General features: G+C 44.2%; 21 protein-coding genes. 1 reads left to right on the top strand and 20 read right to left on the bottom strand.

Going from position 1 to position 22,859, the window contains the following annotated elements; genetic code table 11:
* Positions 1 to 13: 13 nt before the first annotated feature.
* Positions 14 to 577 carry an excalibur calcium-binding domain-containing protein gene (locus tag ACIFSR_RS13795; protein ID WP_430057870.1) on the bottom strand — a complete coding sequence of 188 codons (564 nt, stop codon included), beginning with the start codon at positions 575 to 577 and terminating at the stop codon, positions 14 to 16.
* Positions 578 to 755: 178 nt separating this feature from the next.
* Between ACIFSR_RS13795 and ACIFSR_RS13800 the strand changes: the two genes are divergently transcribed.
* A complete protein-coding gene (locus ACIFSR_RS13800) occupies positions 756 to 3,488 on the top strand; it encodes an S-layer homology domain-containing protein (RefSeq protein ID WP_430057872.1) in 2,733 nt (910 codons plus the stop codon).
* A gap of 1,491 nt (positions 3,489 to 4,979) precedes the next feature.
* Here the strand turns inward: ACIFSR_RS13800 and ACIFSR_RS13805 are convergent.
* The 19 genes from ACIFSR_RS13805 to ACIFSR_RS13895 form a co-directional block, all read right to left on the bottom strand.
* Positions 4,980 to 6,071 (bottom strand): prephenate dehydrogenase, encoded by a 1,092-nt coding sequence (locus ACIFSR_RS13805; protein WP_430057873.1) that lies wholly within the window; start codon positions 6,069 to 6,071, stop codon positions 4,980 to 4,982.
* A 4-nt stretch (positions 6,072 to 6,075) separates the two neighbouring features.
* Positions 6,076 to 7,173, bottom strand: a complete 1,098-nt coding sequence (gene hisC, locus ACIFSR_RS13810) for a histidinol-phosphate transaminase (RefSeq protein WP_430057875.1) — start codon at positions 7,171 to 7,173, stop codon at positions 6,076 to 6,078.
* A gap of 730 nt (positions 7,174 to 7,903) precedes the next feature.
* The gene (gene trpA / locus ACIFSR_RS13815) at positions 7,904 to 8,713 is read right to left on the bottom strand and encodes a tryptophan synthase subunit alpha (protein ID WP_430057876.1); all 810 of its coding nucleotides are present in this window, start codon (positions 8,711 to 8,713) and stop codon (positions 7,904 to 7,906) included.
* Positions 8,700 to 9,905, bottom strand: a complete 1,206-nt coding sequence (gene trpB, locus ACIFSR_RS13820; RefSeq protein WP_430057877.1) for a tryptophan synthase subunit beta — start codon at positions 9,903 to 9,905, stop codon at positions 8,700 to 8,702. The genes trpA and trpB overlap by 14 nt, the downstream gene beginning before the upstream one ends.
* The gene (locus ACIFSR_RS13825; RefSeq protein ID WP_339203262.1) at positions 9,902 to 10,579 is read right to left on the bottom strand and encodes a phosphoribosylanthranilate isomerase; all 678 of its coding nucleotides are present in this window, start codon (positions 10,577 to 10,579) and stop codon (positions 9,902 to 9,904) included. Before ACIFSR_RS13825 ends, trpB begins: the two co-directional genes overlap by 4 nt.
* A complete protein-coding gene (gene trpC / locus ACIFSR_RS13830) occupies positions 10,576 to 11,376 on the bottom strand; it encodes an indole-3-glycerol phosphate synthase TrpC (RefSeq protein ID WP_339203263.1) in 801 nt (266 codons plus the stop codon). Before trpC ends, ACIFSR_RS13825 begins: the two co-directional genes overlap by 4 nt.
* Positions 11,363 to 12,415, bottom strand: coding sequence for an anthranilate phosphoribosyltransferase (gene trpD / locus ACIFSR_RS13835; RefSeq protein WP_339203265.1), 1,053 nt, complete (start codon positions 12,413 to 12,415; stop codon positions 11,363 to 11,365). Before trpD ends, trpC begins: the two co-directional genes overlap by 14 nt.
* Positions 12,415 to 13,986 (bottom strand): anthranilate synthase component I, encoded by a 1,572-nt coding sequence (gene trpE, locus ACIFSR_RS13840; protein WP_430057878.1) that lies wholly within the window; start codon positions 13,984 to 13,986, stop codon positions 12,415 to 12,417. Before trpE ends, trpD begins: the two co-directional genes overlap by 1 nt.
* Before the next feature lie 359 nt (positions 13,987 to 14,345).
* Positions 14,346 to 14,714, bottom strand: a complete 369-nt coding sequence (aroH, locus tag ACIFSR_RS13845; protein WP_076271337.1) for a chorismate mutase — start codon at positions 14,712 to 14,714, stop codon at positions 14,346 to 14,348.
* Positions 14,714 to 15,814 carry a 3-dehydroquinate synthase gene (gene aroB, locus ACIFSR_RS13850; RefSeq protein WP_339203267.1) on the bottom strand — a complete coding sequence of 367 codons (1,101 nt, stop codon included), beginning with the start codon at positions 15,812 to 15,814 and terminating at the stop codon, positions 14,714 to 14,716. The genes aroH and aroB overlap by 1 nt, the downstream gene beginning before the upstream one ends.
* 2 nt (positions 15,815 to 15,816) lie before the next feature.
* Positions 15,817 to 16,986, bottom strand: coding sequence for a chorismate synthase (gene aroC, locus ACIFSR_RS13855; RefSeq protein ID WP_339203268.1), 1,170 nt, complete (start codon positions 16,984 to 16,986; stop codon positions 15,817 to 15,819).
* 295 nt (positions 16,987 to 17,281) lie between these two features.
* On the bottom strand, positions 17,282 to 17,452 hold the full coding sequence (locus ACIFSR_RS13860; RefSeq protein WP_339203270.1) for a hypothetical protein: 171 nt from the start codon (positions 17,450 to 17,452) through the stop codon (positions 17,282 to 17,284).
* 73 nt (positions 17,453 to 17,525) lie between these two features.
* Positions 17,526 to 18,305, bottom strand: coding sequence for a CheR family methyltransferase (locus ACIFSR_RS13865; RefSeq protein WP_430057879.1), 780 nt, complete (start codon positions 18,303 to 18,305; stop codon positions 17,526 to 17,528).
* A gap of 29 nt (positions 18,306 to 18,334) precedes the next feature.
* Entirely contained in the window at positions 18,335 to 18,778 is a 444-nt protein-coding gene (gene ndk / locus ACIFSR_RS13870) for a nucleoside-diphosphate kinase (RefSeq protein WP_076271341.1), read from the bottom strand.
* Between the two features lie 29 nt (positions 18,779 to 18,807).
* Complete coding sequence (locus ACIFSR_RS13875) at positions 18,808 to 19,782, bottom strand: polyprenyl synthetase family protein (RefSeq protein ID WP_339203272.1); 975 nt, start codon at positions 19,780 to 19,782, stop codon at positions 18,808 to 18,810.
* 8 nt (positions 19,783 to 19,790) lie between these two features.
* Complete coding sequence (locus ACIFSR_RS13880) at positions 19,791 to 20,639, bottom strand: menaquinone biosynthetic enzyme MqnA/MqnD family protein (protein WP_430057881.1); 849 nt, start codon at positions 20,637 to 20,639, stop codon at positions 19,791 to 19,793.
* Positions 20,602 to 21,267, bottom strand: a complete 666-nt coding sequence (locus ACIFSR_RS13885) for a UbiX family flavin prenyltransferase (protein ID WP_339203275.1) — start codon at positions 21,265 to 21,267, stop codon at positions 20,602 to 20,604. The genes ACIFSR_RS13880 and ACIFSR_RS13885 overlap by 38 nt, the downstream gene beginning before the upstream one ends.
* Positions 21,261 to 22,136, bottom strand: coding sequence for a UbiA-like polyprenyltransferase (locus ACIFSR_RS13890; protein ID WP_076271344.1), 876 nt, complete (start codon positions 22,134 to 22,136; stop codon positions 21,261 to 21,263). The genes ACIFSR_RS13885 and ACIFSR_RS13890 overlap by 7 nt, the downstream gene beginning before the upstream one ends.
* 2 nt (positions 22,137 to 22,138) lie before the next feature.
* Positions 22,139 to 22,849, bottom strand: coding sequence for a demethylmenaquinone methyltransferase (locus ACIFSR_RS13895; protein ID WP_339203276.1), 711 nt, complete (start codon positions 22,847 to 22,849; stop codon positions 22,139 to 22,141).
* Between the last annotated feature and the right edge of the window lie 10 nt (positions 22,850 to 22,859).

Raw genomic sequence — 22,859 nt, forward strand, 5'->3', positions numbered from 1 at the left:
ACTCCTTTTTTTATTATTCACATGCGACTCCATCTCCATCACGATCAAGCTTAGAGCTGTAACCTGAGTCACCTTTTTGTAAAGGTGATTTTCCAGCTTCTCTGACTGCCGCACAGTTTGCATACGATACAGATTCTTGTTTCGGTTTCTCTGAAGGTTTCGGTGTTGATTTAGGTGTTTGTGTAGCTATTGGTTTAGATGTTGCTGAATCCATCTTCCATTCATCTTGAGATGTTATTATTTTCTTACCATCAGTTGTGAAAACAATCGTGCCTTGCTTATCATTTCGATAAATCTTGATCTTCTTATAATTGATTCGTTTTAAAATCTCATTGGTTGGATGACCATAACTGTTTTTCCCTACTTGTATAACTGCATACTTAGGATTAACAGCATTCAAAAACGTTTGAGTTGTGGATGAGTTAGAACCATGATGCTCTAAAAATAGTACATCGGATTTGATGTTTTCTTTTGATTTAATTATGTCATTCTCACTCTTGGTTTCAGCATCACCCATCATCAAAAAGGATGTACTGCCGTGTGTGAGTTTAATTACCGCGTTTAAATCATCATTCATTTTATTAAAACTTCCTCAAAGCGATAATATTATTTATTTAAATATTATTTTTTCAACAATTTTTAGTGTTACTCAGCAGTTTTTTTACAAACCACTGCAATTCTGTAACATGTAAATTTACAATGTACCTCTATAATGAAATCTATAACTTACTTCAACATAAGGAGATTACAATAACATGAACAGCAAGTTTAAGTCTTTAATTTTCACCTCAGCTGCCTTTTTAGTGCTCACACAGGGTGTGGCAACGGTATCTGCAGCAGAGATTACTACTTCCGCTAATACTACTGGAAAGTGGATGTCAGGGGAGTTACACGTGCATACCGTACAATCGGCTGATGCATCGGAGCAATATGTGGAAATGAAAAATATACTCGACGCAGCATTTCGAGAAAATCTTAACGATTTTCCTTCCGCAGCAGGTATTTCACTGAAGTACGGAAATCCTTTTGATTTCGTAATGCTATCGGATCATCTTCGCGATTCACCGCGAGACCCAGAAGGCAAGGCTAAATTAACTGCTCGTTGGGAAGCGATTAAAGATCAGCAGGACAAGATTACACAGCTCAAAAATGCTGGAAAATATAAAGATAAATTGATTTACTCTGGTTTTGAGTGGGACATGATGGGTTTGGATCATGGTTCTGTAGGTATTATTGATTCTAAAAGTAATGAAGTGCCGATTGAGGGTATTCACGAATTCGAGTGGCTGTACAGCTACGATACAGCTCCAGCTAGGTTTAATTTAGATGAAGCTGCAAAGTGGGGACCAAGACCTGCTAAGAATGATTTGAAGCCTGATAAAAGTAAAACTGTCGAAGCCATTGAGTGGCTGAAAAAGAATTACCCAGAGAGCTATGTGATGTTTAATCATCCTTCTAGACATAATGGCGACTCGACAGGTGTTGTCACGATCGAGGACCTTCGCAAGCTGAATGATGTTGCTCCTGAAATCGTGTTTAGTATGGAAGGGATGCCGGGTAACCAGATGGCAGCCGGTAAGAACAGAGCCGAATTAGATGACATCTACGGTGGAGCTGACGTTATGGTCGCAAAAGTCGGCGGCATGTGGGATGCTATGCTTGGTGAAGGTCGCCATTTCTGGAATTTTACGAATTCAGACTTCCATTTTAAGGTGAGCAGCAATCGAAAGTATTCAAGTGGTTACTGGCCTAGTGAATACTCAAGAAACTATACTTGGGTCGAGGGTAATACCTTTAAGGATGTTGTAAATGGTATGCGTTCCGGTAAATCCTACTCTGTTTATGGCGATCTCATCAATGATCTTGACTTTAAAGTAACTGGAAATGGCAATCAAGCTGAGATGGGTGAGAATCTTCAAGTAACAGAAGGGGATCTTACGACAATATCGATTCGCTTCAAGAGTCCAGACCATAATAACTATGAACAAATTACTGCGCATGAATCGACTGTTACTAATAATGTAAATGTCGATCATGTTGATCTAATCTCTGGAGAAGTGACTGGCAAAATAGACAAAAGTGAATATGCTAGTAATACAACAAATGAAACGACGAAAGTGATTAAACGTTTTACGAAAGAAGATTGGGGACAACCAGATGCTGAGGGCTATTATACGGTCTCCTATAAAGTGCCCGCAGATAAAAACCGCTATTATCGTTTGCGCGGTACGAACCTGGGTACAGATGTTGAAGGCTTCACAACTAACGGCGAGCCTTTAAAAGATAAATCGTATGACTATTCAAATACTCCAACTGAGCAGGAGAACGAAGAACGTTTCAATAATATTAACGACCGTAGCTATACAGGCTTGTGGTTTTACTCCAACCCGATCTTTGTTAATGTAGCGGCATTCAGTGACGAGCAGGCAATTACCGATACGATTGCTAATGTAACGTCAACACTTGGTAATACAAGTGCGATTACCAGTAATGTTGCTCTTCCTGCTGAAGGCGTGCACGGAACAGGAATTGTATGGAAGAGCAGTAATGTGAATGTCATTCGCATCGATAACAATAATGCGGTAGTTACACGTCCATCCGCTGGCATGGGTGATATGACTGTCATGTTGACTGCAACGATAACTCGCGGTGAGAAAAGTGAAGATAAACAGTATACCTTTATTGTGAAGGCATACCCTATTATCAGCGTGCCGGATAATGGATCTAATAAGCCGAATGCTTCCGTTTCAGGTAGCGGAGGAACTGTTGCGGCATCTTCAAACGGAACGGTTACAATAACTCCAGATAAAGGCTATCAAGTGAAAGATGTAACAATCAATGGAGTATCTAAAGGAGCACTCACTGTATTGACTGGTCTGAAATCTTCTGATCAGGTTGTTGTGACCTTTGAGATCATACCAACTGAGCCTACTAAACCTGCTGTTACGTTTAATGATGTTACAAACCACTGGGCGTCTTCATCCATCAACTATGTTGTAAAACGTGAACTGTTCACGGGTACCGCGGCAAATACGTTTAGCCCAGACGGAACCATGACTCGTGGTATGCTGGTTACGGTTATGCACCGCTTAGCTGGTAAGCCTAATGCAGGGTCAACTCACTTCAAAGATGTGATTAAGAATGCATATTACAGTGATGCAATAGCTTGGGCAAGTCAAAATCACATCGTAAATGGGGTTGATAGTACTCATTTTGCTCCAGATCAGGCAATCACTCGTGAACAGCTTGCACAGTTGTTCTTCAATTATGCAAAAGCTAACAAATTTAATGTTAACGCTAGTCAGTCCTTATCCGCATTCACAGATGCAAACCAAATCTCTACTTGGGCAACTGATGCGATGAAGTGGTCCGTTAACAACCATTTACTTTACGGTAAAGGGAAAGGGCTACTTGATCCGAAGGGTATCGTGACGCGTGCTGAAGTTGCAGCGATTATAAATCGTTTTATGATTAACTTCAACATGTAATTACCTTTTTTGAAACCTAGTACACCCCTTAGAATATTCATGTGGCAAAAGCCCAGCAGGCTTAACTGATGAATGCTAAGGGGTGCATTTTTTGTGACTTGATTTTCAAGCCTATTTTATAACTGATAGGGGAAGATCCAACATTTTGAAGGTTTTATACGCTAAGCATTAGCGGACGCTCCAAGCAGCTTTGCGAGCCTCATGGACCTGCTTAAAATGCACTCTGCGATTGTAATCAGACATGTCTTACACCCTGCTTTCCTTTGATACGCTCCAAACGTCCAAAAACGATGTTGCCTTTTCTGATCGTCTCATAGATGCTGGTCAGACAATCAAGGTTCTTTTAGTTTTTCTCCGCAATTTTCATCGCGGCCATAATGTTTTGCGACTTCTATCATTTTTGAGGTGGATTGAATATGAATATCATACTTAGGAAAGTCCATGTCAAAGAGACCTACAGCTAAGTCTTTACATGGGCTGCCGCCGTTACAGGTTAAACAGAGAGGTTCTTCTGCGTATGGGCAATTACATTTTCATGTGCCCTATAGGAGCCATAGGGATTATCGATCACATTTAGCTTTTGATCACGCTAGTGCGTTTCCAGAATATCGTATGGAATTTCTTCATCCATATGAATCTCATGGATTTCCCCATTCATATCAAAGCTAAATACACCTTGTTCGCCACCGTTTCAAATGCGCTGGGCAAAGGATTATCTTCGTATCCCAGTCACACGCCTCCCCCATACGATAGGACTTTTTTTCCACAGATAACCATCTATGACAACGTTAGATTACAGCATCAGCTGATGACCGAAAAATTCGGAATTCAAAAGATTGCTCCTATAATCCTAGACCAATTACGAAGCGGAAATGAGCTCAAGCTTTATAGTCAATTATAGAAATAAAAAAAGCCACCCGGAAGAGTGGCCTGCACTCAAGAAGAGTGCAAAAGTATAGATAGGAGTGGAGAGTCCCGTCCTGAAAATGTAACTTTTTGGTGTTACATACGTTTTTATCTTTCTACATCATTCTAGCCAACGGTTAATAATGAATTTATTCGACAGAAAGTATTCTTACCCATAAGGAAGCATTTCGATTGATCTAAGAAGGAAAAAATATTCAACTTAGGAAAACCTCCCCATCCTCCAATGGATGGTTTTGGCATGCTCTTTTTTCAGTATAACATCATGGACTTTATCCATTAAGTTTTAAATATTGACAAGCTATTAGCTAGAATCATATTATGGTTCAACTAGATATATCCTTATACCGCAGACATTGTCAGATAGGTCACCTTATAAACAAAAAAAAACCACCCCGAAGGGTGGTCCGTACTCATGATGAGCACTATAGGATTTGGATAGGAGTGGAGAGAAACCATACTGTACCTTTATTATATGTATACGCTTCCATTTTGTCAATAAGCGTTTTCATTTTGTTCGAAATAAATTGTAAACGCTTTTTTTAATCAAAAATGACGAACACCCGATTAAAGGTGTACGTCATAGCCTTTAGCAGTAAGTACGATAACAGCCTGATCCAGATACTCTTGACTCCGGAATGAAAGTCTCAGAACGCCTGGCACGTCTTCTCTGCTCTCAATAATATGAATGTTGCTCAGGTTGATAAGGCTGTTCCCAAGCTCACTTGTGATCTTACCGATAATACCTGGATGATCTGGAATATCGACATAACAGTCAAATGCAGAATGGATCATGCCTTTGCGGCGCTCAGGCATTTTGCTGCGGAATTGACCTGCTGTTTCAAAAGCTTCAGCAATCGCATCCCCATCTGAACTCTCCAGCATAGACACAAATTTATCCGTTTCCTTGCTCCAATCGCGCAGCAGCTCAAGCAAAACCTTGCGATTATTAATTAATATATCACGCCAAATAATCGAATCGCTTGATGCTATCCGTGTAATATCGCGGAAGCCTCCTGCTGCTAACGATTCATAGAGCATATTATTTTCGTTATATCCGCGAACCTGATTCACAAGCGATACGGCAATGATATGCGGCAAATGGCTTATCGCGCCTGCTATCTCATCATGCTCTTTCGCATCAACTTTTACGATATTCGCTTTCGTATGGCTGAGTAGATCAACTAGACGCTCCACTGCTTCCTCAGGCGTATTCTCATCAGGTGTCAGCACATAGAAGGCGTTCTCGTATAGATGCGATGAAGCCGCTTCAACTCCTGTACGCTCAGAGCCAGCCATCGGATGCCCGCCAATAAAAGTAGCTTGTCCAAAATCAAGTGATTTTGCACATGCCATAACAGAAGCCTTCGTGCTCCCAGCATCTGTAATGATACAGCCGGGTTTTAATTTAAACGCACTGAGCTTCTCGATATACTCCTCAATGTTGCCGACCGGTACACAAACGAATATAAAATCTGCTTGCTCGGCCGCTTCTTGCATTGAAGTCGTTGCAAAATCAACCACACCCCGCTGCATGTACTTCTCTACCTGCGAGGGACGGTTTGAATGTCCGATTACTGTAATATCTGGTTTTCCTTTAAAACAAAGGGCGATCGAACCACCGATCAGCCCTACTCCAAAAATCGCTACAGTCGTCATAACTTTATCCTTGCACCGCCGATTCCTGCAAAACCTGTTCTAGTGCTGTAATGAATTTTTCATTTTGCTCACTTGTACCAACTGTAATCCGAATATGATTCGGGTAGTAAGTCCAACGCGGTCTTGAAATAATTCCTCTGCGCAGCAATCCGTCGAATACTTCAGGTGATGGACGCTTCACATCTACCATTACGAAGTTGCCGTATGCAGGGAAGTAAGATAAGCCAAGGCGATCAAATTGCTCCGACAAATAAGCAAGACCTTGTTTATTTTGGTCACGACAATATTCAATAAATGCTTTGTCAGCAAGTGCTGCTTTCGCTGCAGCTTGTGCCGCTCGCGACGTGTTGAATGGTTCACGCACCTGATTCGTATAACGAATGACATCAGGATGCCCAACGCCATAACCAATCCGCAATGCAGCTAGGCCAAAAATTTTCGAAAAAGTTCTCAGCACGATTAAATTGCGGTGCTCGCGCAGCAATTGTATTCCGTCTGGAAACTGCGGATCATCGATATATTCTCCGTAGGCTTCATCAAGTACAACAAGTACGTTCGTCGGCACCTGCTGCAAAAAATCAGAAAGCTCAGGCAGTGTGACAATGGTACCCGTTGGATTATTCGGATTGCAAATCCAAATGATTTTAGTTCGCTCAGTAATTTTAGACAGCATTGCAGGCAAATCATGCTTGCCTTCTTTTAGAGGAACCTCTATGATCGTTGCATTCTCAATTTCTGCATTATGCTTGTATTGCGGAAAAGTTTCGTCCGCCATAATCGTTTCGTCGCCAGGAACGATAAACGCTCTATTAATCATAAGAATAATTTCACTGGAGCCCGTGCCAAAAATAATTTGGTTCGTATCTACGCCAAGCTCTTCCGCAAGTGCAGCCGTTAGTTCAACGCTCGCACCATCTGGATAAATATTAAAATTGCCTAATTCTTCAATGACTGCTGCTTTAACTTGTTCAGAACAGCCAAACGGATTTTCATTAGATGCAAGTTTGATGACTTCTTTTAACCCTAGCTCCCTCTTAACATCTTCAACCGGCTTTCCAGGTTGATAGACGGGAAGGTGGACGATATTACTTTTGGGCTGCATGAGCCGTTCACCTCTTTTATAATTGACTAGTCTCATTACTCGACATCCATTGTCTCATATCTGTGTTAGGTTTTAAAGTTTTTTTAACACAAGATTGGTCTATTGCGCAAGATTATATCGAAAATGTGATATATGTTTAATGAACTTATGATGCAAAAGGGTCTTTTTTTAATCAATGGTTCAGTTTCTGTATAAAAAATGAAGTGAAGAACATCCGCTTCCATGCCAAAAACAGTTCAAAACCATCGCTTGAAACAGTCTATTTAATTTCTTCATTCAAATAACGGACATCAGATCCCTTATTTAATGATAATCATGCTTTATCTCGATATAACGGACATAGGATCCCTTATTTCTTAAATTTACATACAATTGAACGCCTTTTAGATAAAATAGCGGATTCTATGTCCGTTAAATAATAATTTTAGTCAATTATTCTAAAATAACGGATCCTATGTCCCTAAGCTATCTTCAAAAGTTACTCTTCAAATCAACAGCTTCGTACTTCTCCATTTATCCTTGTGCTTTACCTTCCGTCCTCTCCACCCCCGAACCACCGTGCCGAAATCCCTCCCAAACAGCTCCCTGCTACAAATCCCCCTCTTATCCCGATAAAGCAAAAAAAGCTCTCCTAGACCAAGTCTAGAGAGCTTTCCGCTATTTTTAATATCCTATGTCAATTACAAGCCACTTCCGCAGCGTATAACTTCAATTATCTAAAATAGTCTGCTTACCCTTTAAGCTGAGCAACAAAATCGCCGATTTGTTTAAGTCCCGCTTCACGCGTATCAGCAGAATTCAGCAGTGGAATGGCATCTTCTATCGTACGCACAATCGCACTGCCCACGATCACGCCGTCACATTGCTTTTCAAAGCGAGCAACCTGCTCACGGCTTGAAATGCCAAAGCCTACCGCGATTGGCAGGTCTGTCGCTTCACGAACCATCGAGAGGAATTCATCAATACCCGTATGAAAATCAGCTCTCACGCCTGTTACGCCAAGTGATGAAACGCAGTAGACAAATCCTTTTGCTTTGCGTGAAATACGTGTAACCCGATCCTTAGATGTCGGTGCCACAAGAGGAATAAGATGTACATTAGCTGCTTCCGCAAGCTGCCTAACCTCTTCATCTTCTTCGATTGGCAAGTCAGGAATAATAAGACCACTGATGCCTTTGCTCTGTACAAGCTCGAAAAACGCTTCAAGCCCATATTGAAACACCGGGTTGTAATAAGTGAACAATATGAATGGAATTTTAACGCCGGCCTCACGCGATTGTTCAGCTATTTCAATACAATCCTTAATTGTAATGCTGTTATGGCGCAATGCTCGCTCAGATGCACGCTGGATAACAGGACCATCCGCTAGCGGGTCGGAATACGGCACGCCAAGCTCGATCATGTCAGCGCCTGCCTTCTCGAGCGTTTGGATGATAGCAACCGAAGTGGCTAGATCAGGATCACCCATCGTAACAAAAGGAATTAGCGCCGTTTTGCCTTCAGACTTCAGCCTTGCAAATGCTGTATCAATGAGATTCATGCTTATTTACCCCCAAGTAACCCATAATTGCTTCTACGTCCTTATCTCCACGTCCGGATAAGCTGACAACGACGACTTTGTCTTTATCAAGCGTAGGCGCAAGCTTAATCGTCTGAGCGATCGCATGTGCTGATTCCAGTGCTGGAATAATGCCTTCTGTGCGCGATAGCAGCTGCAACGCATCAAGCGCCTCGGCATCCGTTACAGGAACGTATTCAGCACGTCCGGAATCTTTCAAGTAGGCATGCTCTGGTCCAATACCAGGATAATCAAGTCCCGCTGAAATCGAATGAGCAGGTTGTACCTGTCCGTACTCATCCTGCAGCACATAGCTCATCGAGCCCTGGAATACACCGTGACGTCCTTTGGTCATTGTTGCCGCATGCTCAATCGTATCTACACCGAGGCCAGCAGCCTCAACGCCAAGCAGCTTCACGCTGTCATCATTGATAAATGGATAGAAGATACCCATTGCGTTGCTTCCACCGCCAACAGCTGCTACAACATAATCCGGCAATCGGCCTTCTTCTGTTAATATTTGCTTACGAGCCTCTTCGCCAATGATACGCTGGAAATCACGAACCATCATCGGATAAGGATGCGGGCCTGTAACTGAACCCAAAATGTAATACGTATCTTCAACATGGCTAACCCAATAGCGAAGGGTTTCATTACATGCATCTTTAAGTGTTCTCGTTCCAGACAGAACTGGCACAACTTCAGAGCCAAGCAGCTGCATCCGGAAAACATTAAGCTGCTGACGCTTCATATCTTCCTCGCCCATAAATACTTTGCATTCTAGACCAAGCAAAGCAGCAATCGTTGCAGAAGCAACGCCGTGTTGTCCTGCGCCTGTTTCTGCAATGATTTTTGATTTACCCATACGTTTGGCAAGTACGCCTTGACCAATCGTATTATTAATTTTATGTGCACCTGTATGGTTCAGGTCTTCACGTTTTAAGTAGATTTTTGCGCCGCCGAGATGCTCGCTAAGTCGTTCTGCATAGTATAGTGAAGTCGGACGACCTGAGTATTTATGCAACAAGTAAGTAACCTCGTCTTGAAATGCTTGGTCCTTGGAATAATGCTGATAAGCTTCCTCTAGCTCTAATAATGCTGTCATTAATGTTTCTGGCACATATCTACCGCCAAATTTGCCGAAGCGTCCATTCTCATCTGGTACTTGTGTCATGCTTCCATCACCCTTCTTACAAATAATCGGATTTTCTCGATATCTTTCCGTCCATCCGTCTCAACACCGCTTGATACGTCTATCCCGTTTGGCGCATATGTCTTTAGCAGCTCTTGCACATTTCCTTCATGCAGACCACCAGCTACATACAGAGTAATGCCAAGCTCTTCAGCTGCTTGCTTATATTCTTTTATCGCTTCCCAATCGAAGGTTTGACCCGTGCCGCCGCCAGGTGCGTCTATCAGTACGGCATCAACAGCTGCTCGGTATGGCGTTAACCGCTCTAGAGCAGACATTGGCGTGCTGCCCTCGGCTTCCTTCTTCATGGAAAATACTTTCCATACTTTAACGTTCAGCTGCTCACGCACCATTTGGCAAAACGCTGCCGATTCATTGCCATGCAATTGAATCACATCTAAAGGAGCTTCTAACAAAAGATTTTGCAGATTAGCAAAGGTTTCATTTACGAATACGCCAACCGTTCTCGGGCGCTCACCGCCAGCTGCCTTTAACTTCGCAGCTGCTGATATAAGCAGCGATGCAGTCGACTTTTCCACCAATCGCTTGCTGGGTGCAAAGATGAAGCCGATTTCGTGAATAGGCAATCCATCCATCTGCTGAATCGTTTGCACATCCATCAGACCACAAATTTTGATACGCGTCTGCTGCTTCATCGAACGGTTACCGCACCCATTAAATCAGTAACCGATTGTCCAACTTGCTCATGCCGCATAAAATATTCACCAATCAATACACCATGAGCACCGATTGACTTTAAGTAATCCATATCGCTATTACCCGCAATTCCGCTCTCACTAATGACAGTAACATTTTTCGGCATAAGTCCGATTAACTCTTCGGTCGTTTTTAGATCCGTAACGAATGTTTTCAAATCGCGGTTATTAATGCCGATGAGCGTTGCTTTGTCCAGCTCAAGAACGCCTTCCAGCTCATCTTTGTTGTGCACTTCTACGAGCACATCCATCCCAATCGACTTCGCAAGATCATGAAACTCACCAAGCTGCGTTGGCGTAAGAATAGCTGCTATGAGCAAGATTGCGTCCGCTCCGATTAAGCGAGCCTCATAAATTTGACGATGGTCAATCGTAAAATCTTTTCTTAATAGAGGTACCTTTACCGTTTTTTTCACGGCTTGCAGAAATTCATTAGATCCTTGAAAGTAATCACGATCCGTTAACACTGAAATACAATCCGTACCAGCTGCTTCATATTGTGCAGCAAGCGTGGTTGGCTCAAAATCAGCACGAATCAGTCCTTTTGATGGCGACGCCTTCTTTACCTCGGCAATCAATCCCATACTTCTGTTGCGGCCAGCTGCCGATAATGCATGTTCAAAGCCGCGGCATGCTTCCATCTCCGAAATTTGTTTCTCCACCTGTGCAAGGTCAAAGCGAGCCGCCAGCTCCTCAACCTCAGTTCGTTTTGTAGCTACAATTTTATCCAGAAACATTTGCCAACTCTCCTGTCGTATGAATAAGACTAACGAGCTTCCGCTGCGCCTCGCCTGAATCGATCACCTTGGCAGCAATCTCTGCACCCTCGCGAAGCGATTGTGCCTTCCCGCCTACATATATACATGCACCTGCGTTGGCAAGCACGATATCACGATAAGCACCGCGTTGCTCTCCTGAGAAAATAGAACGAATAAGTGCTGCGTTAACTTCCGGCTCACCACCCATAACATCCGCAATCGGCCACCGTGTTAGTCCAAGTTCCTCTGGCGTAACATCGTAGGTTTTCACAACACCGTTTAATAGCTCAGATATTTGTGTAGGTGCAGAGATGCTAATTTCATCAAGCCCATCATGGCTGCTTACAACCATTGCACGTTTCAGTCCAAGCTCACCAAGCACCTCGGCAACCGTAGAGGTGCGGCTCCGATCGTAGAATCCAAGAAGCTGTCTATCTGCTCCAGCTGGATTTGTGAGCGGGCCAAGCATGTTGAAGATTGTTCGAATACCAAGCTCACGCCGCGGAGCAGCAGCATGGCGAAGCGATGGATGATACAACTGCGCAAACATAAAGCAAATGCCGATATCCTCCAAGCATTGTGCGGCTTGTTCAGGAGTTATCGTAATTTGTACGCCAAGTGCCTCCAGCACATCAGCACTGCCCGTTTTCCCAGACATTGCGCGATTGCCATGCTTGGCAACTCGGATGCCTGCCGCCGCAGCAATAATGGAGGAAGCTGTTGAGATGTTGAATTTATGAATACCTGATCCTCCGGTGCCACATGTATCGAGCAAACCTTCTTGTTCGGTATGGAGATGGCTCGAATGCGCGCGCATTGCCTCAGCGAATCCGGTTATCTCGTCCTTCGTCTCGCCTTTCATCCGCAGCGCAGTTACGACTCCGGCTATTTGAACAGCTGTTGCTTCACCGTTCATGATGATGTTCATCACCATTTCTGCTTGCTGCCTCGTCAAACTTGAGCCGCCAATAAGCTGGTTCAGCGCTTGCTGCATCGTTATCGCTTCGGTTGCCTGCATTATTGACCAATCCCCTCTCCGACCTTGACGTAATAATCCGAGTTAATGGAATTGAAGGAATCCGGTGCACTTTTGGGCTGTGCAAAAATCGCTTCGGCCGCACGAATGGCTTTAAGGCTGCCTTTCGCCTTGTTGACCGTCTCCAAATATTCGCTCTCCGGAACAGAATCCCAAACGATTCCCGCTCCTGCTTGTACATACGCTTTGCCGTTCTTAAAAATAATGGTACGGATCGTAATACAAGTATCCATTGTGCCGCCAAAGCCCAAGTATCCAATAGCGCCTGCATATGCGCCGCGTGCTTCATTCTCCAGCTCCGCAATGATTTCCATCGCTCTTAATTTAGGTGCGCCAGATACTGTGCCTGCCGGTAAACAAGAGACAAATGCGTCAAAAAAGTCTTTATCCTTGTGCAGCTTGCCAGAAACGTTCGATACAATATGCATGACATGGGAGTAACGCTCAATTTCCATAAACGAATCACATGTTACCGAACCAAACTCCGATACGCGTCCGATGTCATTGCGGCCAAGATCAACCAGCATTAAATGCTCAGCACGCTCTTTCTCGTCTGCAAGTAGTTCTACCTCGTAAGCCTTATCCTCTTCCGGCGTCTTGCCGCGCGGCCTTGTTCCCGCAATCGGTCTTGTTTCCACACGGTCGCCCGTTACTTTCACTAGCGCTTCCGGCGAAGCGCCGACAATAACTTCCTCGCCCATTTTCAAATAATACATATACGGTGAAGGATTCATCATGCGGAGCACGCGATATACATGCAATGGATCAACATCTGTATCAATGCTAAAGCGCTGTGACAATACGACTTGGAAAATGTCACCTGCTCGAATGTACTGCTTCGCCTTCTCAATGTTTCCGATGAATTGCTCCTTGGTCACATTGGATTGTACATCACCTAACTCGTAATCAACTTCAATTGAGCGCCCAGTCGTTACTGGAATGGTCACCGGCTGCTGCAAACGTTCTATGGTTGCTTCAATTTTGGCAACTGCCGCTGCATAGCTCATCGCGATTTCCGCATCGGTAGAGCCTTCCGCGATATGAACATTTCCAACGATTTGCAGCTGCTGCTTAAAGTGGTCAAACACAATGATTTGATCACAAAACATAAACTGCATGTCATTCATATTCAAGTCGTCGATGCGGTGGGCAGGAAGCTTCTCATAATATTGCAGTAGGTCATAGCCAAAAAATCCGATTGCTCCACCTGTAAAAGGAGGAAGCTCTGGCAGCGACGGGCTGCGGAAGGAACGCAAATGAGCTTTTAGAAGCTCAATCGGCTTGTCATTAAGCACATGCTTCACGCCGTGATGCTCAAGCACCATCTCACCATTTTTACCGTAAAGCATCATGAACGGGTCCGTTCCTATAAACGAATAACGCGCCCATTTCGCTCCACCCTCGACACTCTCCAGCAGAAAAGCATGATCCTCTTTCGCAAAATGCTGGAATAGTCGAATTGGTGTTTCAGTGTCCGCCATCATATAGCGAACGATTGGAATTAAATTGTACTGACTGGCAAGACGGGTGACGTGCTGCAGCTCATTTGACATTCCGAACAACCTCCCTCAGTAGTGAAAATTCTATTATTAAAAACAAAAAAAGCTCCTGCCAGAGCAGGAGCGTTGGTTTAGATGATGACGGAAGTGTGTAAGCGGAAAAGACGCATGTGTAGATACGTTGAAGCAGCACTTTTACAATCCTGTGTGCCATTGCACATAAGATCGTTCAGCTTTTTCTCAAACTCGCGTATCTCTCATTGCCTAACTCTGCTTCTCTCAACTAATCTCGACTCATCTCTACTCAGCTCATAAAACTACTCTGCTACTCTCACTTACGTAACTAAATATACAACAACGTACAGCTATGCGTCAACAAAGGGATTTGTTCTTTATGAGCTAAAGTCAAAGCTTTATGCTTTAGACAAGTCTGGACGAAGCGCCTGCGCGCCGTTTAAATAAACGTGACGAATCTCCGCTTGCGTCTTGTCCGTGTTGATAAGAACCATTAATCTAATACAGCGTTCAAGACTGCCTTTAACCGGAACTTCAAGCGCGCACATAAGCGGAACAAGCTCCCAGCCCTTCATCTGGCGAATAGCTCTAGCAGGGAATGTCTCGTCCAGATCGCTCGTAACCGTCACGAACACGCTGCAAATATCGTCAGGCACGATCTCATTATCGGCCACAATTCCATTCAACATTTCAATTGTTGCATTCAAAATGGGTTGTTCTTCATTAGCATCTACAGTAATAGCACCACGAATTCCTCTAACACTCATTATTGTTGCACCTCCTGCTTTAATTGCTCTACGATCTCACGTACCCATTGGATGCGGACATCGGATTTTATTTCAACTGAACCTATTGCAGTTGGCACAACAAAAACCATCGTACCCTCAGCAAATTTCTTGTCATGCATCATTGCTTCCATAATCTTATCTACGTCCAAATGCTCAGGGAGCCGCACTGGCAGTCCTGCTTTCGCAAGAACGCGCTTCGTTATGGTATATACCTCTTCTGGAGCACCATATCGCATACCCAGCTTAGCCGAGCCTACCATCCCGATGGAAATGGCTTCCCCATGGAGCAGCTCCCCATATCCAGCTACCGCTTCTAGGGCATGGCCAATCGTATGACCCAGATTCAAGATCGCTCTCAAATCGTTTTCGCGCTCATCCTTCGATACGACTGCCGCCTTCACGCTGCAGCCTTTATACAAAGCATAACCAAGTGCTTCCGCATCAAGAGCGCGCAGTTTCTCCGCATTCTCTTCACACCATGCGACAAAGGATTCATCCCAAATTAGTCCGTGCTTGATCACTTCCGACAAACCAGCGCTTACTTCTCTTGGAGGAAGGGTTTGCAGCGTGTTCAGATCATACAGGACAAGCTCAGGCTGATGAAAAGCACCGATAATATTTTTGGCAAGCGGATGATTGACGGCAACTTTGCCGCCCACACTGCTGTCATGCGCCAATATTGTCGTTGGAACCTGTACGAATTTGATGCCTCTCATATATGAAGCGGCAACAAATCCAGCAAGATCTCCAACAACACCGCCACCAAGTGCAACGATAGCAGACTTGCGGTCGAGACCTTCCTCCAAAGCTTTAGCGACAAGCTTTTCGAGCATAGCTAGCGACTTTGAGCTTTCTCCAGCTGGAACAACGACGCTTGCCGTTTTAAAACCTGCGCCAGTAAGCTCAGACTCAAGCGTTTGCAAATGAATGTCTGCAATGTTCGAGTCAGTAATGATGAGCAGCGGCGATTTTTGGCTAATGCCATGCTTGATAAAATAAGAGGATGCCTCCTTCAAGAGGCCTTCCCCGATATAGATAGGATAAGAGCGATCACCAAGTTCAACTGTAAGCTCGCGCATTTTTAATACCGCCCTAGCTGTTCAAGATAATTGTTCAAGTTGGTGCGAATTTCCTCAATGGAATCGCCGCCGAATTTTTCAAGGAATGCTTTGGCAACTTCCCATGCAACGACATGCTCCATCACGACGCTTGCCGCTGGGACTGCACAGCTGTCCGAGCGCTCTACTTGAGCCGTAAACGGTTCTTTAGTATCAATATCCACACTGCGAAGCGGCTTGTATAGCGTCGGAATCGGTTTCATTACACCGCGTACGACGATTTGCTCCCCGTTCGTCATGCCGCCCTCGAAGCCGCCAAGACGATTCGTTGCTCGATGATAGCCGCGCTCTGCATCATACATAATCTCATCGTGTACTTGCGAGCCGCGAAGCTTGGCTGCTTCGAAGCCAATCCCAATCTCACAGCCTTTGAATGCATTGATCGATACGACCGCTTGCGCGATACGTCCATCGAGCTTGCGATCCCACTGCACGTGGCTTCCTAGACCAATTGGCACGCCTTCTATAATACATTCCACGATACCGCCGATCGAATCGCCTTCTGCTTTAATTTGATCGATATAATCAGTCATCTTTTGTTCGGTTTCTTTGTCAACGACACGAACCGAGGATTCCTCCGTCAAACGGATCAACTCATCCACGGATAGTTGATTAGCTGGTGCTTCGATTTCACCGATGCGAATAACTTGTCCAGCTACTTTAATCCCGAATTCCGCGAGGAATTGACGAGCTACCGCCCCTACAGCTACACGTGCTGCAGTTTCACGAGCACTAGAGCGCTCAAGCACATTGCGCAAATCCTTCAAATCATATTTAAGTCCGCCATTCAAATCCGCATGACCAGGGCGCGGACGATGAACGCGGCGCTTATCTTCATCGCTGCCTTCAATCGGTTCAATATTCATAACGGAAGTCCAGTGCTTCCAATCGTTGTTTGCAACGATCAGCGCTACAGGAGCACCAGTCGTTTTGCCGTGGCGTACGCCCCCAACGATGTTTGCTGTATCCTTCTCGATTTGCATCCGGCGTCCACGACCATGACCCTTCTGACGACGGTGCAGCTGGAAATTCAGTTCCTCAAAATCAATTTTCAAATTGCTTGGCAATCCTTCAATAATCGCGGTTAATTGGGGACCGTGTGTTTCCCCTGCGGTCAAATATCTTAAAGTCAACTAAAGCTCCTCCTCAAGTGTAAACGACTAACACAGTCCATTGACGGCACAAACTCGTTTCGCGATAAAATTTTAGCGATTTTATAAGTACATCACTTATAAAATTATAAATTTTCAAAACAGCTTTCAAGCGCCTGCTATGCTTTACAGCACTAAACATCTTTGCTCATTATAGTACACAGTTACAGGTTTGACAAGAATTTGGACACCTTGAAAGCCGCTGTAACCGTATAAAAAAAGGGCTGGTGGAACTGTCATCTAAAATGACAAATCCGCCAGCCCGGGCAGCGTGCAGTTAATTTGCTGTTAACCGATCTTTTCTAAGTATCGTCGTGCCTTCACTCGTCAGCAATGGATCATCAACAAGTCTTGTCATTTGTCCACTGTCCACTCCGATAATTTGCGCACATTCCTGAATAGAAATAAAACCACGCCTATAGGCAGCTATAACCTTACGTTTATCCATCGGTTGCTTCATCCTCCAAGTTTATTACATACTAACTAGTATAGGAGAAGATGGAAAACGGTATACATGCCGCTTATACCCGGCGATAAAAGAATGTATCTGCGGTCTCAAATCCGTATTGCGCAGGGGAAAAAATTTGTTCCGTACTGCCTACAAACAGCAGTCCGCCCGGTTTAAGTGCATTAGAAAATTTATGATACAATAAGTGCTTTGCTTCTTCTGTAAAATAAATCATTACGTTTCGGCAAACAATTAAATCAAATGATCCATCAAACGTATCATGGAGCAGATTTTGCTGCTTGAATTGAATAAATTGCTTCAGGGAGTCTGAAATCAAATACGCTCCCTCTGCCTGCTTAAAATATTTTTGCCGGCAAACCTGCGGAACATCGCGCAGCGATCGCTCTAAATAACTGCCTTCCATTGCCTTTTGCAGCACATTTGAATCGAGATCAGTTGCAAGTAGCGAGGAACGCTGCAAGGCGCTGAGCTCCGATAAAATCATAGCGAGCGTGTATGGCTCCTCGCCTGTTGAGCATGCCGCACTCCAAACCTTTAGACGATTAGAAGCAGCAAGCATCTCAGGGAAAAAGCGCTTTTGCAAAACTTCCCAGCGGGAAGGATTTCTCCAAAACTCAGAAACATTAATCGTCATACGGTCCAAAAACTCATTTAGCATCGTCCGATTTTGCTCAATCGCCTTCCAATACTCATCGAACGTTTGATAGCCGTGCTTCATTCGTAATGTAGTCAGCCTGCGTTTCATTTGAGCTTCTTTGTACTGCGACAAATCAATGTCGGTCTTTTGCTTTATTCGGGTAATAAACTGTGCAAAATCACGATCTTCAAGCATAGGCCCCTCCATCGCTTGTGGGCGAAATATTAAATCCACCGTTGAATTGTATGCTCGTATTGCACCAGCTCCGCTGGCGTGAAGTAAATGCCGATCTCTTTTTCCGCATTAGCTGCCGAATCCGAGCCATGAATAAGATTGAAATTCGTATGTACAGCAAAATCAGAACGAATAGTGCCGGGATGAGCATCTAGTGCATCCGTTTTGCCAATAAGGGCTCGCGTCAATGCAATGACATTGTCACCTTGCCATACCATCGCAAATACAGGACCTGACGTTATGAATTCGAGCAATGGCTCATAAAAAACTTTGCCCTTATGCTCCTCATAGTGGCGCTCAGCAAGCTCATGGCTCAAAACCATAAACTTGGCTGCTGCAAGCTGCAATCCCTTTTTTTCAAATCTCGAAACGATTTCGCCAATTAATCCGCGCTGAACGCCATCAGGTTTAATCATCAGAAAAGTTCTTTCCATCCCCAACCATTCCTTTCTATTTTGCACGATTAATAATTACGTTTACCAAACAAAATCGCTATATCGCTCAAGTTCTTCTTCGCTGTGACGTTCGGCAATCCCTCTAATGCTTTGAGAGCTTTTTTAATATATCGGTTTGCAAGCTGATCTGCTTGATCTCCGCCATCGCTCTTGCGAATCATTTCGATGGCTCGTCCAGCATCTCGTTTCCCGCCTTGCTCCCTGATTAAAGCAATTTCCTTTAACAAAGGATCGCGGGTTTTGGGGTCCTGCAATGCAAGGAGAACCGGCAATGTAATATTTCCTTGACGCATATCTGAGCCTGAAGGTTTGCCGATCTGTTTCTCTGTTCCATATAGATCAAGCAAATCATCACGGATCTGGAATGCCATACCCACATTATAACCATAGCGATATAAGCTATTTGCTGTTTTTCGGTCCGTTCCCGCAGCAACAGCGCCAAGCTGGCAGCTAATAGCAATTAATAAAGCTGTTTTGCGTCTAATCCGAAGCAAATAATGCCGTACCGATTGTTCTGTGTTGAAGAAATCACGAATTTGTTCCATTTCTCCGATACACATTTGTACAAGCGCATGTGACAAAATTTGATGTATCTGCGGATTTGGAAGCTGAGCAGCGATTGACAATGCTTTGCCATGAATGAAGTCGCCCGTATACATCGCTATTCGATTGTCCCACTTGGATTTTACAGTGAGCTGTCCACGACGTGTTTCCGCGTCGTCAATAACGTCATCATGTACAAGTGAAGCCATATGAATAAGCTCGAGAGGGACGGCGACGCGCTTCATTATATCCAGCTGATAATCGCCAAACTTGCCTGCCAGCAGGACAAACACCGGTCTAATCCGTTTACCGCCAGCTCTAAGCAAGTGCAAAGAAGCTTCGCCAAGCAGCACATGATCATCCGAAATGCTGCGCTCAAGCTCCTGCTCGATCTGATTTAGGTCGCCTTTCATCTTTGCATACAAATCTAGTAGTTTCATTCTTTCACCTATTGGGCAGATTGGTCTTCAAAAAAAGTAAGCTCCACGTCATTCGATAGCAACCCTAGCTGCTTAGAATAATTGAAATATAATTTAAGTCCTTCTTGCAGCTTGCTCCCAAAATCATATTGAAGCGAATGAAAATACATCTCCCAGTAAGTTGATTCTCCTCCAAGCTGCATACAGGCCTGTTCAATTAGTGGACCAAGATGGCTCTTATTATACTGTTTGCTCGCATTTAACGCTTTATATACTGCACGAACGGCTTCTGGGGCTGCAAGAGTTGCTTCTTTACGTGCAGCAACAACAGCGTAAGTCATGCCAAGTCCCGTCCACTCATTCCATAATTGTCCTAAATCAATGACATGAAGGCCGTGGTTTTGCCAAGAAGCATGAATGGCAGGATCGCCAATGATGAGTGCAGCATCGGCTGTCTCCAGCATACTTTCCAGATTTGGTGCGGCAGTGACATACTCTGGGTTGCATTCAAAGTGCAATGTCATCAAAATTTTCAACAGATTAACTGAAGTTGCTGATGTTGTCGTTACTGAAATTCGCTCAGGACGTTTACGGCTGATCGGCTCTTTCAGAAATAAAAAGATCGAGTTGACCTTCCCTACCGAACCTACGGACAATTCTGGCAGCAGCACATAATCATCCGCATTTAATCCGTATGCAAATGATGATATTGCCGAAATATCCAATTCACCAGCTTGCAGAAGCCTATTTAATTCAGAAGGTACACGTTTAATGACCTCAAAGCTATCCCCATCCATTCGATTCTCGAGCTGATGGAAAAGAGGCCATGCATTCGCGTAATCAATTCTTCCGATGGTGATCGGGCGATTCATGCCCATTCTGTTCATCTCCCCATCTTCTGTACAAATCATGTTCGATTGTCATATTATCAAGTACTTTACCAACTAAAAAGTCAATCATTTCATCCATCGTTTGCGGTTTGTAATAAAAAGCCGGCATAGCCGGTATGATCCTAACGCCAAGACGAGCCAGCGTCAGCATGTTTTCAAGGTGAATCGCATGAAGCGGCGTTTCTCTTGGAATAATAAGCAGCTTCCTGTTTTCCTTCAACATAACATCAGCGGCTCTAGTCATCAAATTATCGGAAATGCCGTGCGATATCGACGCAAGCGTCCCCATCGAGCACGGCACAATAACCATTCCTTGAACCCGGTAAGAGCCGCTTGCAATGCTTGCGCCAATATCCGCATTGGGATGAAATACTAGTCTGGCTTCCGCGATAGCATCGCCAAAACGTTGTTCAAGAGCTGCTGAACGACGAGTCGTCTCCCAGCCCAGTTCTTCTTTTAGTACTCTCCAACCAGCTTCTGTTATGACGAGATGAACCTCGTATTTCATCTGAAGGAGAACTTCAATAAGCCTTATTCCATAAATTGAACCGCTTGCTCCTGTAATGCCTACTACCCATCGATTCGTCCAGTTGGTTTCGTTGCGGCCGTCTACCATTGGTGAATAACCAACAAATCAACTATAACAAACAGAAAAAGCACGACGCTTAATGTACCGTTCATTCCAAAAAAAGCAGTTTGGACGCGCGACAAATCGTGTGGCCGTACCATCCAATGTTGGTAGAACAGAAGCGAAATCGATATCAAAGTACCAAGCAAGTACATCCAGCTAAGGTCTGTCAGCCAAAACAATGCTATAAAGCCGATTGCCGTAACGACATGAAAGGACCGAGCAATCCAGATAGCCCCTTTAATACCGAACCGAGCCGGAATCGAATGCAAGCCAGCATTGCGGTCATACTCAAAATCCTGTGTTGCATAAATAATGTCAAATCCAGCAATCCATAAAGAAACGGTAATATATAATATCCAAGCAGCTAGATCAAATTGACCTGTTATGGCAACCCAGCCGCCAAGCGGCGAGAGTCCAATTGTTAATCCCAGCACAACATGGCATAACCATGTAAAGCGTTTTGTGTAAGAATAAAGAACTAGCAAAGCTACCGCGATTGGCATAAGTTTCATTGCGATTGGTGCCAAGTTCGCAGTTGCTACAAACAACAAAACGAAGGAAACAATGATAAATAACATGACTTCTGCTGATTTAAGCAAGCCAGCCGGAAGTGCTCTTTTTTCAGTACGCGGGTTGCGTAAATCGATAGCCTTATCTATCAGTCGATTCAAGCTCATAGCAGCGCTTCGAGCACCAAACATCGCAAGCGTTACCCAGCCGATCTCCCCCCATGAAGGAAGGCGCTGCTCCATCATTACTGCACCTAGAATCGCTCCCATAAAAGCAAAAGGCAAAGCAAACACAGTATGTTCAAACTTAATCATTTCCAAAATAATGCGTAATTTGCGAATCATTGCTATTTCTTCTCCTTTGTCCCCATATGCAGCGCAGCTACTCCACCGGTCAGAGGATATGCCTTCACCTGATGAAGACCCGCTTCTTCAAACAGCTCAGCAAGCTGCTGTCGACCGGGAAACATTTTCAGTGATTCGGGCAGCCATTTGTATTCACTGAAGCTTTTGGCTACCACTTTACCCATAACTGGCAATATACGTTCGAAATAAAGATTGTACATCGATTTAAATGGCTGCCAGGTTGGTTTGGATACCTCTAAACATACAACTAAACCGCCTGGTTTAACAACGCGGTGCATCTCCTTCAGTACCTGTAAATAATCAGGAACATTGCGCAGACCAAATCCAATCGTAACATAGTCAAAGGAATTATCCTCAAACGGCAAGCTCATTGCATTTCCTTGGACTAATGTAATTTGCTTATTCAAGCCCATCTTGTTTACTTTGACAGCACCCACATCAAGCATGTTTTGGCTAAAATCAAGTCCTACGATTTGTCCAGTACCGCTCGCTTCTGCAAGAGCAACCGTCCAATCACAAGTGCCGCAGCAAAGGTCAAGTGCAGTTTGTCCTTTTGCAACGCTCATTTTTTTCATCGTAAACTTCCGCCATGCCTTATGTCTTCTAAAGCTGATCAGATCATTCATCAAATCATATTTTGGAGCAATCCTCTCAAATACGCCATGCACATGGCTCTTGGAGTTCGTATCCACCCTTGCAAGT

This window comes from Paenibacillus sp. NRS-1760 (assembly GCF_050467785.1).
Taxonomy (GTDB): Bacteria; Bacillota; Bacilli; order Paenibacillales; family Paenibacillaceae; genus Pristimantibacillus.